At 63.9% G+C, this 15,363-nt stretch carries 15 protein-coding genes; 5 read left to right on the forward strand and 10 right to left on the reverse strand.

The window, feature by feature from the left end:
- Positions 1-4: 4 nt before the first annotated feature.
- Together LCL94_RS10870 and LCL94_RS10875 are read right to left on the reverse strand one after the other, a co-directional pair.
- Entirely contained in the window at positions 5-934 is a 930-nt protein-coding gene (locus tag LCL94_RS10870) for an SDR family NAD(P)-dependent oxidoreductase (protein ID WP_160606349.1), read from the reverse strand.
- Between the two features lie 131 nt (positions 935-1,065).
- The gene (locus LCL94_RS10875) at positions 1,066-1,734 is read right to left on the reverse strand and encodes an HAD-IA family hydrolase (RefSeq protein ID WP_224832214.1); all 669 of its coding nucleotides are present in this window, start codon (positions 1,732-1,734) and stop codon (positions 1,066-1,068) included.
- Positions 1,735-1,795: 61 nt separating this feature from the next.
- On the opposite strand from LCL94_RS10875, the gene glmU reads away from it, so the two are divergent.
- The 3 genes from glmU to LCL94_RS10890 all read left to right on the forward strand — a co-directional run bounded on the left by glmU (position 1,796) and on the right by LCL94_RS10890 (position 4,170).
- Entirely contained in the window at positions 1,796-3,163 is a 1,368-nt protein-coding gene (glmU, locus tag LCL94_RS10880) for a bifunctional UDP-N-acetylglucosamine diphosphorylase/glucosamine-1-phosphate N-acetyltransferase GlmU (protein ID WP_224832215.1), read from the forward strand.
- Between the two features lie 68 nt (positions 3,164-3,231).
- Entirely contained in the window at positions 3,232-3,438 is a 207-nt protein-coding gene (locus tag LCL94_RS10885) for a hypothetical protein (protein WP_318245581.1), read from the forward strand.
- Between the two features lie 57 nt (positions 3,439-3,495).
- Positions 3,496-4,170: an SOUL family heme-binding protein gene (locus LCL94_RS10890; RefSeq protein WP_224832216.1), complete on the forward strand. Its 675-nt coding sequence runs from the start codon at positions 3,496-3,498 to the stop codon at positions 4,168-4,170.
- Positions 4,171-4,233: 63 nt separating this feature from the next.
- On the opposite strand, the gene LCL94_RS10895 is transcribed toward LCL94_RS10890, so the two are convergent.
- From LCL94_RS10895 to LCL94_RS10925, 7 genes are all read right to left on the reverse strand, one after another.
- Positions 4,234-6,366 (reverse strand): prolyl oligopeptidase family serine peptidase, encoded by a 2,133-nt coding sequence (locus LCL94_RS10895; protein WP_318245582.1) that lies wholly within the window; start codon positions 6,364-6,366, stop codon positions 4,234-4,236.
- A 153-nt stretch (positions 6,367-6,519) separates the two neighbouring features.
- Entirely contained in the window at positions 6,520-6,777 is a 258-nt protein-coding gene (locus LCL94_RS10900) for an ATP synthase F1 subunit epsilon (RefSeq protein ID WP_160606353.1), read from the reverse strand.
- Between the two features lie 4 nt (positions 6,778-6,781).
- On the reverse strand, positions 6,782-8,239 hold the full coding sequence (gene atpD, locus LCL94_RS10905; RefSeq protein ID WP_224832217.1) for a F0F1 ATP synthase subunit beta: 1,458 nt from the start codon (positions 8,237-8,239) through the stop codon (positions 6,782-6,784).
- A 20-nt stretch (positions 8,240-8,259) separates the two neighbouring features.
- Positions 8,260-8,622 (reverse strand): hypothetical protein, encoded by a 363-nt coding sequence (locus LCL94_RS10910; RefSeq protein WP_224832218.1) that lies wholly within the window; start codon positions 8,620-8,622, stop codon positions 8,260-8,262.
- A 14-nt stretch (positions 8,623-8,636) separates the two neighbouring features.
- Entirely contained in the window at positions 8,637-9,506 is an 870-nt protein-coding gene (locus LCL94_RS10915; protein WP_224832219.1) for a F0F1 ATP synthase subunit gamma, read from the reverse strand.
- A gap of 31 nt (positions 9,507-9,537) precedes the next feature.
- On the reverse strand, positions 9,538-11,067 hold the full coding sequence (gene atpA, locus LCL94_RS10920) for a F0F1 ATP synthase subunit alpha (protein WP_160606357.1): 1,530 nt from the start codon (positions 11,065-11,067) through the stop codon (positions 9,538-9,540).
- A 16-nt stretch (positions 11,068-11,083) separates the two neighbouring features.
- Positions 11,084-11,638, reverse strand: a complete 555-nt coding sequence (locus tag LCL94_RS10925; protein ID WP_222554321.1) for a F0F1 ATP synthase subunit delta — start codon at positions 11,636-11,638, stop codon at positions 11,084-11,086.
- A 182-nt stretch (positions 11,639-11,820) separates the two neighbouring features.
- On the opposite strand from LCL94_RS10925, the gene LCL94_RS10930 reads away from it, so the two are divergent.
- Entirely contained in the window at positions 11,821-12,648 is an 828-nt protein-coding gene (locus tag LCL94_RS10930) for a TauD/TfdA dioxygenase family protein (RefSeq protein ID WP_224832220.1), read from the forward strand.
- Between the two features lies 1 nt (position 12,649).
- Here the strand turns inward: LCL94_RS10930 and LCL94_RS10935 are convergent, their stop codons facing one another.
- Entirely contained in the window at positions 12,650-14,215 is a 1,566-nt protein-coding gene (locus LCL94_RS10935; protein ID WP_224832221.1) for a S1 family peptidase, read from the reverse strand.
- A 103-nt stretch (positions 14,216-14,318) separates the two neighbouring features.
- Between LCL94_RS10935 and ada the strand changes: the two genes are divergently transcribed.
- The gene (gene ada / locus LCL94_RS10940; RefSeq protein WP_224832222.1) at positions 14,319-15,347 is read left to right on the forward strand and encodes a bifunctional DNA-binding transcriptional regulator/O6-methylguanine-DNA methyltransferase Ada; all 1,029 of its coding nucleotides are present in this window, start codon (positions 14,319-14,321) and stop codon (positions 15,345-15,347) included.
- Positions 15,348-15,363: the final 16 nt, after the last annotated feature.

Below are 15,363 nucleotides of genomic sequence, written 5' to 3' on the forward strand. Positions count from 1 at the left end.
GCGATTATCCGCGGGCCGAGGACGGTCCCGTGCCGGTGACCTTCTGCATGGCGGTCAGGATCGCACCCGACTGCTCGCTGCCCGACTGGGGCGCCTTGAGGTTCGAGAACTCGCTGATCTTGTCCCAGTTGGCCGCGAAACCTTCGACCGTCCGCTCGCCTTCGGGCAGCCAGACCGCGTCGTTCATGACGGTCCAGGCCGAGTGATAGCCACCGGCACCTGCGCCGACGATGGCATTGGTCGGCGCGTCTTCGCTGACGAGGAAGAGCGCGGCCGGAACGACGTTCACCGGGTCGAACAGCTTGAAGGCTTCTTCGGGGAAGAGGTCTTCGGTCATGCGCGTGCCGGCAACCGGCGACAGCGTGTTGACGCGGACATTGTACTTCGCCCCTTCGAGAGCCAGTGTCTTGGTCAGGCCGGCAAGGCCGAGCTTGGCCGCGCCGTAGTTGGCCTGGCCGAAGTTACCGAACAGGCCGGTCGACGATGCGGTCATCATGATGCGGCCATAGGCCTGCTCGCGCATGGTTTCCCAGCACGCCTTGGTGACGAATGCCGAACCGGTCAGGTGGACCTTGAGGACGAACTCGAAATCTTCCGGGCTCATCTTGGCGAAAGTCTTGTCGCGCAGGACGCCGGCATTGTTGATGAGCACGTGCACGCCGCCCCACTTCTGCTTGGCGTCGGCGACCATCTTTTCCATCTGGTCGTATTCGGTGACCGAGCCACCGTTCGACATGGCTTCGCCGCCCATCTTCTCGATTTCCTCGACGACCTGGAGGGCCATGTCGGAGTGGCCGGTGCCGTCGCGCGAACCGCCGAGGTCGTTGACGACGACCTTCGCGCCGCGGCGCGCCAGTTCGAGAGCGTATTCGCGGCCGAGCCCGCCGCCCGCACCGGTGACGATGGCTACCTTGTCCTTGAAGTCGATGGTCATGGGGCTGCTCCTGCTTTGTCGTTTACGTAAAGGTCAATTGCCGCGCGGATTGGCACTTTTGCACCCGTGTTGCAACCGTATGCGCGCTGATCCGCCATGCCGTAAGGGCAGGACGAAGGCCGGATGGCGGCCTACAGCTTTTCGAGGGCGGAAATGAGGCCCGCCAGCGATTCGATGACCGCGTCTGCACCCAGCTCGTGGGGAGGCTTGTCGCAATAGCCATAGGCGGCGGCGACCACCGGAACCTTCGCTGCGCGGGCCGCCTTCACGTCATAGGAACTGTCGCCAATGAAGACGAGGCGTCCGCCGCCGCACCGCGCGCGGGCCTCGATAACGGAATCCGGCTCGGGCTTTGCACGGCCCTTGCCCATGGTGTCCCCGCCGATGATCGTCTCGAAGCGGTCAGCCAGGTCAAGCGTCGTCAGGATCTGGCGAGCGAAGCTTTCGAACTTGTTCGTCACCACCGCCATCTTCACTCCGCGTTCGGCCAGCGCATCGAGCGCTTCCATCGCGTGCGGATAGGGTCGGGTGTGGACTGCATTGTTTTGCGAATAGTAGCCGAGCATTTCCTTGTAGAGCCGGCGGAACTCGTCTTCCGGCAGCCCGCCCTGCTGGTCCACGGCGCGGGCCAGCATGATCTTGGCGCCGCCCCCGATGAGGTCGCTCGCATGGTCGGCAGGGACCGGATCGAAACCGCCAAGTGCCAGCGCGTGATTGACCGCCGCGCCGAGGTCGCGGTGCGTTTCGAGGAGAGTTCCGTCGAGATCGAAGCCGACGGCGGCAAAAGGGAAGTCGCTCATGCGGGGGAGGGGTGGCGGATGGTTCTTCAATCCGCAAGCATTTGGTGGCATTGCCGGTGACATGAGCCAGACCAGACAATTCGCCGCCGTCATTCTCGCCGCGGGCAAGGGTACCCGCATGAAGAGCGCGCTGCACAAGGTGCTGCACCCGATCGCGGGCCGCCCGATGCTGCATCACCTGATGGCGAGCGTCGACAGCCTCTCGCCCGCGCACAAGGTCGTGGTCGTCGGCGCCGGGCGCGAACAACTGGAAGAAGCGCTGGCGGGCAGCGCGCGCACGTGCCTGCAGGAACCCCAGTTGGGTACCGGCCATGCGGTCCAGCAAGCGCAAGGCGAGCTGGGCGGGTTCGATGGCGACGTCCTTATCATGTATGGCGACGTGCCTTTCGTGCGCCCCGCCACGATGGAACGGATGCTCGACCGGCTCCATGCTGCGGACACACCTGCAGCAGTGGTGCTGGCGTTCGAGCCGGAAGACCCGCTCGCATATGGCCGCGTCATCGCCGACGACGAAGGACGCATCGCCAAGATGGTAGAATTCAAGGATGCGGACGAGGGCGAGAGGGCCTGCCATTTGTGCAATTCCGGCCTGCTTGCCGCGCGGGCAGCGGATTTGTGGGATTTGCTCGGCCGGGTGGGCAACGACAATGCGCAGGGCGAATACTACCTCCCCGATATCGTCAACATCGCCATCCATGACGGCCGTATCTGCGCCGCCGTCACCACGGACGATCCGAACGAGGTCGCGGGCATCAATTCGCGCGGCGAACTCGCGGCGGCAGAGGCCCTGTGGCAGCAGGAGCAACGCTGCTACTGGATGGCCGAAGGTGTTACCCTGCGCGCGCCTGACACCGTGTTCTTCAGCTACGATACCGAGCTTTCCAGCGACGTGACAGTCGAACCCAATGTCGTTTTCGGCCCCGGCGTAAAGGTCGCCAGCGGCGCCACCATCCGTGCCTTCAGCCACTTGGAAGGGGCGAGCGTGGGCGAGGGCTGCGAAGTCGGCCCCTACGCCCGCCTGCGGCCTGGCGCGGTCATGGAAAAGGGCAGCAAGGTCGGCAATTTCGTCGAGATGAAGAAGGCGGTCCTCGGTGAAGGTGCCAAGGCCAACCACCTCACCTATCTTGGCGACGCCGAAGTAGGCGCGGGCGCGAATATCGGTGCCGGCACCATCACCTGCAATTACGACGGCTATTTCAAATACCGCACCAAGATTGGCGAGCGTGCCTTCATCGGCTCTAACAGCGCACTGATCGCCCCGGTCGAGATCGGCGCGGACGCCATCGTTGCTGCCGGTAGCGCGGTCAGCCGCGACGTGGCCGCAGGCGACCTGCGGATGGTGCGCGGCGAACAGATCGTAAAGCCCGGCTGGGCGGACCGCTTCCACGACGCGATGAAGAAGAAGAAGGCTTCGGAGAAGAAGGGCTGACCGCGGGACGCACCACTTGCTGGCTGTGCGGACGCGATATCGGCACGCGCGTCCAGCTCCACCATCCGGTGCCCAAGGCGAAGAAGGGTCGGTTCACCGTTGCGGTCCACCCGATCTGCCACAAGGCAATCCATGCCAATTTCACCAATCCCGAGCTCGCCCGCATCGGCGAGGATCGCGAGGCCTTGCTGCAAAACGAGGCGTTGGCGAAGTTCGTGCGCTGGGTTTCGGACAAGCCGCCCGACTTCCATGCGCCCACCCGGACGGCGCGATAGCAGGAAACGTCGGGGCCGCACGGGCGTTGTGGGTCAAAGACCAAGGAGCCCGAATTCATGAAACTCTGGAAAGCCGCAGCCATCGGCCTCGGCGTCCTCGCTGCTGGCGCAACTGCCACCTATGCCTATTACCGCCAGGCGGTGGACGAGCCGGACTACACGCTCGTCCGGGAAGATGGCGATTTTCAGCTGCGCGAATATGCACCGATGATCGTTGCGGAGGTCGTTCACACCGGCGAACGCAGGCCCGCATTGAACGCGGGCTTCCGGCGTCTTGCCGCCTATATTTTTGCCGAGGACCGGCCGGGCCAGGAAATCGCGATGACCAGTCCGGTAATGCAGGACCAGGGCGAAAAGATCGCGATGACGGCACCGGTCATCCAGGACCAGGGCGCGGAAATCGCCATGACTGCGCCCGTCATGCAGGACGGCAATGACGATAGCGGCACATGGCGCACGCGTTTCGTGATGCCGGCGCAGTACACGATGGATACGCTGCCCACGCCGCCGCAGGACATTACCTTGACCGAAGTGCCATCCCGCCGCGTGGTGGCCGTGCGTTTCTCCGGCCGCGGGACCGATGCTGATCTGGCCGAAAAAGAAAAGGCGCTTCGCGACTGGATCGCCAAGGAAGGGCTGGTGGCTTCAGGTCCGGCCGAATTCGCGTTCTACGATGCACCGATGGTGCCGCCACCGCTCCGGCGCAACGAGGTGATCATCCCGGTTGAGTGACCACAAACGAGAAGGGGCGACCGAGAGGACGCCCCTTTCCATTTCAGTGCACCGACAGCCGGATCAGCCGCCGTTGTTGTCGTCCATGAGGCGCTGCATCAGGTAGACCATCTGAAGGCCCAGGAGCTTGGCGCGCTGTTCGTTGTCCACGCCGCCCGAATGGCCGCCGGTCATGTCCTCGAAATACCAGTAATCCTGACCGAGTTCCTTGAGCTTGGCGGCACCCTTGCGGGCGTGGGCGGGGTGGGTGCGGTCATCGGCGGTCGACGCCCAGAGGAAGGGTGAGGGGTAATCCACGCCCTCGACGATCTTCTGATAGGGCGAATAGCCTTCGATCCATGCGCGCTGTTCAGGGATGCGCGGATCGCCATATTCGCCGATCCACGAGGCACCGCGGCCGATCAGGTGATAGCGCAGCATGTCGAACAGCGGAATCTGGACGATTGCCGCGTCGAACAGGTCGGGGCGCTGCGTGAAGGCCGTGCCCACCAGCAGGCCCCCCTGCGAACCGCCCTGGATACCGAGGTGGTCGGGCGTGGTGAAGCCGCGCTTCACCAAGTCTTCGGCCACGGCGATGAAATCGTCCCACGTGCGCTGCTTGTTCTCGCGGATGGCGCTCTGGTGCCACATCGGCCCGAATTCGCCGCCGCCACGCATGTTGGCAAGGACATAGGCGCCGCCCTTTTCGACCCACAGCTTGCCAGTGGTACCGAGATAGGAAGGCAGGCGCGGCACCTGGAAGCCGCCGTAACCGGTCAGCAGGGTTGCGGTGGAGCCGTCCAGCGTCATGCCCTTGGGCTTGACGATGAAGTAGGGGATTTTCGTCCCGTCCTTGCTCGTCGCCTCGTGCTGCTCGACTTCCATGCCCATGGCGTCGAAATAGGCCGGCGAGGTCTTGAGCACTCCCGGATCGCCCGAACCGTCGGTGTAGTAGAGCGTGGTCGGCGAGAGGAAATCGGTGACCGAGAACATGATCTGGTCGCTCTCGTCCGAGGCCGCCGCGACACCGACCGTGGCATTGTCGGGCAGGGCGACTTCGGTCGAAACCCACTCGCCGCCGTCGAAATCGAATTTCAGAACCTTGCCCACGACATTGTCGAGGATGGTGATGAAGGCGCTGTTGGCGGTCGAACTGATGCCCTGCTTGGTCTGGCGTTCGGCAGGAGCCCAGACGAGGGTCTTCTTCGCCCCGTTCGGGTCGCGTTTCCACTCTTCAAGGTCCACCGAGACGAGCGCGTCGGCAGGGAAGGTCTGGCCGCCAACTTCCCAGTCCACGTCGGTGGAATAGAGCAGCTGCCCGTCGATGATGCCGGCCAGGTTCGCCTTTTTCGGCATGTCGAGTTCGAGCCACTCGCCGTCATGCCAGACGTAGTTGATGCTTTCGTGGAAGCTCACCCCGCGGAATGCGGTGCGGGCATGGACCACGCCCTTGTTGTCGCGGAGCAGTCCGGCACCCGACCACACGTCGCTCGATTCGCCCCGGAAGATTTCGGGGGCATTGGCGATGTCGGTGCCGCGTTTCCACATGCGGGTGGTGAAGGGATATTCGCTATCGGTCAGCGTACCTTCGCCGAAATCGCGGCTGACGAGCAGGGTGTCCTTGTCGAGCCACTGGACGCTGCCCTGGCTTTCGCTGTCGAGCACGAAGCCGCCGTCGACGAACTGCTTCGTCACGGTGTCGAATTCACGCATGATGGTGGCGTCCTTGCCGCCGTCGCTCAGTGCGATCATGCACATGCGTTGGTCGGGCGGCAGGCAGGTGCTGCCTTTGTAGACCCATTCCTTGCCCTCTGCTGCGGCGAGCGCGTCGACATCAAGGACGGTTTCCCAGGCGATATCGTCGCTCTGGTAGCTTTCCAGCGTGGTGCGGCGCAGCAGGCCCTTGGGATTGGCCTTGTCCTGCCAGAAATTGTAGAGGCCGTCGGGACGGATCGACACGAACGGAATGCGATCCTCGCTGTCGTAGATCGCCAGCGCCTCGTTCTTGAGCTGCTCGAAGCGCGGGTCGGCTTCCATATGGGCAAGCGTGCGATCGTTCTCGCTGCGGACCCAGTCGAGCGCGCGGTCACTACGGGCCTCTTCCAGCCAGATGTAGGGATCTTCGTCCGGGCCGGGAACGCCGTCCTGTGCGGCGAGCGTATTGGGGGCGGCGATGGTCATGACAGCAGCCATTGCCAGCGTGGAAACACGTTTCACAGTCCTCTCCTGCAGATAATGCGGGCTGCATTTACCCTGCCGCGCGCAGGAGGAAAGGACAGACTTGCTCGACGAGGGACAAACCACGACGGACAAACGAAAAAGGGCGACCCGAGGGCCGCCCTTTTCCTGTTTGCGATGATCCCGAAAGGCTCAGCCTTCGACGTGTTCCGCAAGGACCGTGAGGCCGTTCTCGCCGACCTCGGCAAAGCCGCCGCGGACCTCGATGGTTTCCGGGGCCGCGCCTTCGGTCTTGTAGACCTGCACAGCACCGTCGCGGATGGTCGACATGAAGGGCGCGTGGCCCTCGAGCACGCCGAATTCGCCTTCCGTGCCGGGAACGACGACCATGTGGACGTCTTCCGAACGGACCAGCTTCGCCGGCGTGACGAGTTCGAAGTGGAGGGCCATGTCCTTACGCGTCCTCGGCCAGCTTCTTGGCCTTTTCGACCGCCTGGTCGATGCCGCCGACCATGTAGAAAGCGGCTTCCGGCAGGTGGTCGTATTCGCCGTCCACGACTGCCTTGAACGACTTCACCGTGTCTTCCAGCTGGACGAACACGCCCGGGATGTTGGTGAAGACTTCGGCGACGTGGAAGGGCTGCGAGAGGAAGCGCTGGATCTTGCGGGCGCGGGCCACGGTCAGCTTATCTTCTTCCGACAGTTCGTCCATGCCGAGAATGGCGATGATGTCCTGCAGGCTCTTGTACTTCTGCAGCGTTTCCTGGACGCGGCGGGCGGTCTCGTAGTGCTCCTGGCCGACGACGCGCGGTTCGAGAACGCGCGAGGTCGAGTCGAGCGGGTCGACTGCCGGGTAGATGCCGAGTTCCGAGATGGCGCGCGACAGGGTGGTCGTTGCGTCAAGGTGGGCGAACGAGGTTGCCGGTGCCGGGTCGGTAAGGTCGTCTGCGGGAACGTAGATGGCCTGGACCGAGGTGATCGAGCCCTTGGTGGTCGAGGTGATGCGTTCCTGCAGGTTACCCATGTCGGTGGCGAGCGTCGGCTGGTAGCCCACGGCCGAAGGAATACGGCCGAGCAGTGCCGACACTTCCGAACCCGCCTGGGTGAAGCGGAAGATGTTGTCGACGAAGAACAGCACATCCTGGCCTTCGACGTCGCGGAAGTACTCCGCCATGGTCAGACCCGAAAGAGCCACGCGAGCACGGGCGCCCGGGGGTTCGTTCATCTGGCCGAAGACGAGTGCCACCTTCGAACCTTCCGAGGTTGCATTGCCGTCGGCGTCCTTGGCGATAACGCCGGCGTCGAGGAATTCGTGATAGAGGTCGTTACCTTCACGGGTACGTTCACCGACGCCCGCGAAGACCGACACGCCGCCGTGACCCTTGGCGATGTTGTTGATCAGTTCCTGGATCAGCACGGTCTTGCCGACGCCTGCGCCGCCGAACAGGCCGATCTTGCCGCCCTTTGCGTAGGGAGCGAGAAGATCGATGACCTTGATGCCGGTGACGAGGATGGCCGCTTCGGTCGACTGGTCGATGAACAGCGGGGCTTCGGCGTGGATCGGGCTGGTGCTTTCAGCGCCGATCGGGCCGCGTTCGTCGATCGGCTCGCCGACGACGTTCATGATGCGGCCGAGCGTCTTCGGACCGACGGGGACCGAGATTTGCGCGCCGGTGTTCACGACTTCCTGACCACGGGTCAGGCCGTCGGTGCCGTCCATCGCGATGGTGCGGACGGTGTTTTCACCGAGGTGCTGCGCGACTTCGAGGACCAGCGTGTTTTCGCCGTTCTTCGTTTCGAGCGCGGTCAGGATCGGCGGCAGTTCACCTTCGAAGGCTACGTCGACGACGGCGCCGATGACCTGGCTGATGACGCCATTGGGGCTCTGGTTAAGCTTGGGTGCGGTGGCCATGATATTGGTATCCTACTGGCTCAGGAGGCTTTGTGGTGTGCGCCGTGTTCGGCACAGAGGGCTTCTGCGTTTTCGATCATCCAGTCCGAACCGTCTTCGTTCGCAACCAGAGTGGCTTCGTGACGCATGTATTCGTCTTCGCCGAGACCGTATTCGCACAGGGCCTGTTCGGCACCCATTGCGCGGCGGCAGACGGCGTTCTTGACCGGTTCGGCACCTTCGCAGGTCTCTGCGAACTTGGTGCTGAAATAGGCCTGGTCGGTCGCGGGCAGGCTGGCAACCGGTTCCGGCGTCGCGGTTTCGGTCGGGGTCGGCTCGGGAGCCGGCTCCTCGCCGCAGGCTGCGAGCAGCGCGAGGGGGAGGATAAGGGCGAGTTTCTTCACTTTTCCGGTCCTTGTCAGAGCGCTTCCGCGCCCGCGATGATTTCGACGAGTTCGGTGGTGATCGCGGCCTGGCGGCTGCGGTTGTACTGGATCGTCAGCTTGTTGATCAGGTCGCCGGCATTGCGCGTGGCGTTGTCCATGGCGGTCATGGAGGCGCCCTGTTCGGAAGCCTCGCGTTCCAGCAGGGCACCGAAAAGCTGCGTCTTCACGTAGCGCGGGAGCAGGTCTTCGAGGATTTCCTCTTCGCCCGGCTCGTATTCGACCACGGCATCGCCGCCGGCCGCGCCTTCGGGCGAGGGGACGGGGATGAGTTGGTCCACGGTCGGGTCCTGCGCCAGTGCCGACTTGAAGATCGGGTAGACGAGATGTGCGACGTCGAATTCGCCCTTCTCGAAGCGTTCGAGCAGGTCGTCGGCGATGGCTTCGGCTTCCTCGAAGCCCGGCTGGCGGACGTTGGAGGTGTCGAAGTGCTTTTCGATCTTGTCGGCAAAGTCGCGCTTGATCGGGGCGCGGCCCTTCTTGCCGACGAGGTAGAACGTCACGTCCTTGCCTTCGGCCACAAGTGCACGCGCCTTGGCCTTGGCGGCCTTGACGATGTTGGCGTTGAGACCGCCGCACAGGCCCTTGTCGGTGTTCACGACCACCAGCAGGTGGCGCTTGTCCGAACCGGTGCCGCGCAGCAGCAGCGGGGCGCTGTCGCCGCTCACCTTGGAGGCGAGCGATGCCATCACGCCCGAAAGGCGTTCGGCATAGGGGCGCGCCGCTTCGGCAGCCGCCTGCGCACGGCGCAGCTTTGCGGCTGCGACCATCTGCTTGGCCTTGGTGATCTTCTGGGTCGACTTGACCGAGTTGATCCGACCCTTGAGTTCCTTGAGGCTAGCCATTTCGGCTCCCTATCTCGTGTGCTCTTGGGGCTTAAGCGAACTGCTTGGCGAAGGTCTTGAGCGCGTCGACGACCTTGTTCTTCACGTCGTCTTCGAACTTGCCGGTCTCGCGGATTTCCTTGAGGACGTCGGCGTGTTCGCTGCGCATGTAGCTCAGCATCTGCGCTTCGTAGTCGTTGACGCGGTTGACCGCGATATCGTCGAGGTAGCCATTGGTACCGGCGAAGATCGACACGGTCTGTTCTTCGAACGGCATCGGCGAGAACTGGGCCTGCTTCAGCAGTTCGGTCAGGCGTGCACCGCGGTTCAGCAGCTTCTGCGTTGCGGCGTCGAGGTCCGAGCCGAACTGCGCGAAGGCAGCCATTTCACGGTACTGCGCGAGGTCGAGCTTCATCGAGCCCGAAACCTTCTTCATCGCCTTCGTCTGGGCAGCGCCGCCGACGCGCGAAACCGACAGGCCGACGTTAATTGCCGGACGGATGCCCTGGTAGAACAGGTCGGTTTCGAGGAAGATCTGGCCGTCGGTGATCGAGATCACGTTGGTCGGGATGTAGGCCGACACGTCGCCTGCCTGCGTTTCGATGATCGGCAGCGCGGTCAGCGAGCCGCCGCCGTTTGCCTTGCTCATCTTCGCCGCGCGCTCGAGCAGGCGGCTGTGCAGGTAGAAAACGTCGCCCGGATAGGCTTCGCGGCCCGGAGGACGACGCAGCAGGAGCGACATCTGGCGGTAAGCGACGGCCTGCTTCGAAAGGTCGTCGTAAACGATGACGGCGTGCATGCCGTTGTCGCGGAAGAATTCGCCCATCGCACAGCCGGTGTAGGGTGCGAGGTACTGCAGCGGAGCGGGCTCCGATGCGGTTGCGGCGACGACGATCGAATATTCCATCGCGCCGTTTTCTTCGAGCTGCTTGACGATCTGTGCGACGGTCGAGCGCTTCTGGCCGACAGCGACATAGACGCAGTAGAGCTTCTTGCCCTCGTCATCGCCCGCGTTCAGCTCCTTCTGGTTGATGAAGGTGTCGATCGCGACGGCCGACTTGCCGGTCTGGCGGTCACCGATGATCAGTTCGCGCTGGCCGCGGCCGACGGGAACGAGCGCGTCGATGGCCTTGAGGCCCGACTGCACCGGTTCCGAAACCGATTCACGCGGGATGATGCCCGGCGCCTTCACTTCGACGCGGCGGCGTTCGGTGGCTTCGATCGGGCCCTTGCCGTCGATCGGGTTGCCGAGAGCGTCGACCACGCGGCCGAGCAGGCCCTTGCCGACCGGAACGTCCACGATGGTGCCGGTGCGCTTGACCGTGTCACCTTCGCCGATGTCCTGGTCCGAACCGAAGATAACGGCGCCGACGTTGTCGGCTTCGAGGTTCAGTGCCATGCCCTGAACGCCGTTGGCGAATTCGATCATTTCGCCGGCCTGGACCTTGTCGAGGCCGTGGATGCGGGCGATGCCGTCACCCACCGACAGCACGGAGCCGACTTCGCTGACTTCGGCTTCGGTGCCGAAATTGGCGATCTGGTCCTTGATGACCTTGGAGATTTCTGCGGCGCGGATATCCATGATTATCGTCCTTTGATCAGGCTTTCATCGCCTGGGCGAGGGAATTGAGGCGGGTGCGGATCGAGGCGTCGATACGCTTCGATCCGATGGTAACGACAAGGCCGCCGAGGAGATCGGGGTCGACCTTGGAAGTAAGCTTTACGGTGCGGCCCTCACGCGCGGTGAGCTTGGCCTTGAGCTGTTCCAGCTGCGTATCGGTCAGCGCGTGGGCGCTGGTGACTTCGGCCGTCACTTCGCCGCGCTGGGCAGCGGCGATGGCGCGGAAGGCGCGGATGATGCCCGGAAGCTGGCCGAGGCGGCGGTTCTGCGCCAGCGTGCCGAGGAACTTCTGGGTGAGATCGGACAGGCCCATGATCGCTGCCACGCCCCACAGTGCCTTTTCGGCCTGGCCGCGGCTGACGCGCGGATTGGTGGTCAGCATCTTGAGCTCGGCCGATTCGGCCAGGCCCGCTTCGAGCTTGTCGAGGTCCGATTCGACCGCGGTTACGGTCCCGGCCTCGCTGGCCAGATCGAACAGGGCCGAGGCGTAACGCCCTGCCAGGCTAGCCTGAATACCGGCGGAAATATCCACGCGTCTGTCGTCCTTTAAGGATCGGAAAAAAGGTCTGTCGTGCCATGCCGGAGGTGGGCGAAAATGAGTCGCCCCGGCAAGGTTGGCGCGCGCCTAGCAAAGGGCCTCGGCGAAGGCAACCCGAGTCAGCTTGTAACGTGGAGGAACCTTGGACATACTTTCCTACTAGAGGGAGAGCGAGCATGGAAACCACGCAGCTGGCACCGCATTGCGGGGTCGAGGTATCGAGCGTCGAACTGGCGAAGATCGAGGGTAGCGATCTCGAAGCGATCCGCGACCTTATATATAGGCACGGCGTAGCGGTGTTCCGCGACCAGTCCTTTTCGCCCGAGGATCACATCGCTTTCGCCAGGCGCTGGGGCGGCATCGACATCAACAACTATTTCCCCCTGACGGACGAGCATCCCGAGATCGCCGTGGTCCGCAAGCGCAAGGACCAGGTGACCAACATCGGCGGAGGCTGGCACACCGACCATTCCTACGACCAGGTGCCTGCCATGGGCTCCATCCTCGTGGCGCGCGAGCTTCCGCCATCGGGCGGCGATACGCTCTGGGCGCATATGGGCGCTGCGTATGAAAGCCTGCCGGAAGCGACCAAGGACAAGATCGAGGGGCTCACCGCCTGGCACACCGCGGACCATATATATGCGCCGGACGGGATCTATGCGCAGACCGACCAGGGCAGCGAATTGCGCGGGCAGGAATTGAAGACCGGCGCCACCCACCCGGTGGTCGTGCGTCACCCGCACACCGGGCAGCGGCTGCTCTATGTCAATCCGGGCTTCACGATCAATTTCACCGGCATGAGCCGCGAGGAGAGCTTGCCCTTGCTACAGGAGCTGTTCGCCCATGCCATGAAGGCGGAACACCAGTGCCGGGTGGAATGGCAGCCGGGAACGGTCGCCATCTGGGACAATCGCACGACCTGGCATTACGCGATGAACGATTACCAGGGCTATGCGCGGGAGATGCACCGCATCACGCTGAGCGGAGAACCGCTGGCAGCGTGAGCTAGTCCCGGGCCACGCATTCGTAGACGAGGCGCTCGTTCGGTTGCTGCGGCAACTGGGAGAGCACTTCGCCCTGCAGGTCGCCGAGCTTGGTCGCGGCGCCATCGTCGCCGCACTGGGGCGCGGAATATTTGGCGCGCGCTTCGCGGGCTGCCGTCATGGCAGTTCGCGGGAGGAGATAGCGTTCGGACCTGAAGGTACGGCGATCGGGATCGAAGCTGTTCACTGACACCGCGTCCTCGTCGTTCGGGACGAAGACCCGCGACCAATTGCCGGCCGCATAGCCGTATTGCGTGCGTTCGTTGACGCAGCCGGCCGTGGTCCAGTCGAATTCGATATCGGGCGTCTCGGCGCTGGTCACGCGGCTGCGTTCCGGAACGAGGCGGCAGGTCAGCGCCAGGTCGCCCCCTTCTTCTCCGGCGAGCGGACGGCCGCCGTCCCCTTCGCTTTCTGCCATCAGGCCTGCCACGCGCCGGTCGACCTCGTCGAGGCCGGGACGGGTCAGGAAGGCGATGAGGGCCACGACCACGAGGAAGCCCGCGACGGCAAAGGCGATGTTGGTCTTCTTCAGCCGGAGCGCGGCATCGTCCGCTTCCGGATCGATCCGCCCGCGCTGGCTCCATGCCCATAGACCGAGGCCGAAAGCGACAAGGACGAGGATGAACGCCAGCGCCATGCGATCCTCGCGGTCGTGGGCGACGGAAAGCTGTGCTTCGAGTTGCGCGCGCTCGCGCTTCTCGCGCGTGGCTTCGGCACGTTCGGCGAGGCTCTGGCGTGCCTCGGCCTGTTCACGCTCCAGCCTTTCGCGCTCTGCTTCCTCGAGGTCGGCAATGCTGCGACAGGGCTGCTCGTTGAGGCGCGGCTCTATGTTGTTGGCACGAAGGAAAGGGACCAGTTCGCGGTTGGACACGGCGAAGAAGAATTCCGCATCGCCGCCGTCATTGTCAGCGCCGAAACTGTTGACCCCGACGACGCGGCCGCACTGGTCAAGCAGAGGGCCGCCCGAATTCCCGCGCGCGATGGGCGCGGTATGGAGGATGGTATCGAATTGCCGGCTGGGGCGTTCGCCGGACACGAAACCGCGGCTCTTCACCGGAGGCTGGCTGCGGAAGAGATCGGAAATGTCGAGGCCCTGTGCGCGGTCGACGTTCATCGGGTACCCCACGCTGGTAACCTCGCCCGAACTCGCGACAGGTCCGCCGGACAGGGCGAGGGGCGGCAGGCGCAGGTTTCCGGTCAACCGGACAAGCGCAAGGTCATTGCGGGAACTGGCAGCGACGATCTGTCCGTAGACCGCATCCGCCCCGCCTGAAGGAACGATCCCGACCCGCAGGTCCTCGTCGCGCATCGCGTCGCGTACCACGTGGGCATTCGTAACGATCATGGTCGAGGTAACGGCGAAACCCGTACCATGGCTGACCGGATAAAGCTCTCCGCCGTCTTCGCCGATGATGACGACACGCACGACCCCTCGCGCAGCGGCGTCGATATCGGCCGGCTCTGCCGCAGCGAACGAGGGCAGGGCGAGCGCCAAGAGTGTCAGCAAGATAGCAAGGAAGCGTCCCATCGGATGCGTTTCTGGCGTTCAATGGCTTTGACCGCAAGCTTCGGGATGCGACCTGTGCAATTCATCCGCACATTGTCCTCCAATCGGCTATGGAGCAGGCAGGATGATCGACAGCGACAAGGCATGGCAGGCGGTATTGCGGCGCGACCGCTCTTTCGACGGGCGGTTCGTCACCGGCGTGCTGACCACCGGCATATACTGCCGCCCGTCCTGCGCGGCGCGCCATCCAGCGCGATCCAATGTGCGCTTCTTCGTCGATGGGGCGGAAGCGAGAGTGCACGGGCTCAGGGCCTGCAAGCGTTGCCTGCCGGACGACGTGGCACGGGACGAGGCCGCCGTGCTGGCCGCAATCGACGAGATCCGGCAGGCTGAAGATGCGCCTTCGCTCGCCGTGCTGGCCCGAATCACCGATTATTCGCCCTCGCACTTCCAGCGGGTATTCAAGCGCGCGACGGGGCTTTCGCCTGCTGCCTATGCCCGTGCACTACGCGAGGAACGTGCGCGCGATGCCCTTAGCTCGGGCGACAGCGTGACGCGGGCGATTTACGAGGCGGGCTATGGGTCGGCTTCGCGATTTTACGAAGGTACGAAGGGAAAGCTGGGAATGAGTGCGAGCGACTGGCGCGACGGGGGAAGCGGGCGGACCATCCACTGGACCACAGTGGATACCAGTCTGGGCCCGATGCTGGTGGCCGCGACCGATAAGGGTGTTTGCTGCCTGTCTTTCAACGAAGGAGAAGACCACTTGCGCGCCCGCTTCCCCAAGGCCGACATGGTTGAGGGAGGGGCGGACTTCCGCACCCTGTTCGAGGCTGTGACGTCTGCCGTAGAACAGCCTTCGACAGCCACGACCGTCGATATCCCACTCGATGTGAAGGGCACGGCATTCCAGCAGCGCGTTTGGGAAGCGCTCAGGCAAATCCCTGCAGGTGAAACCCTAAGTTACGGCGAACTGGCCGCTGCAGTCGGCAATCCCAAGGCCAGTCGGGCCGTAGGCGGCGCCAACGGAGCTAACAATATCGCCGTGCTCATTCCATGCCATCGCGTCATCGCTGCCGATGGCGGTCTTGGAGGCTATGCCTATGGAACCGCAATCAAGGCCGAACTGCTGCGCCGAGAGCAGGGCGATTGAGACAATTGGCAGCTTT

It is taken from the genome of Qipengyuania gaetbuli (genome assembly GCF_020171365.1).
GTDB lineage: Bacteria > Pseudomonadota > Alphaproteobacteria > Sphingomonadales > Sphingomonadaceae > Qipengyuania > Qipengyuania gaetbuli_B.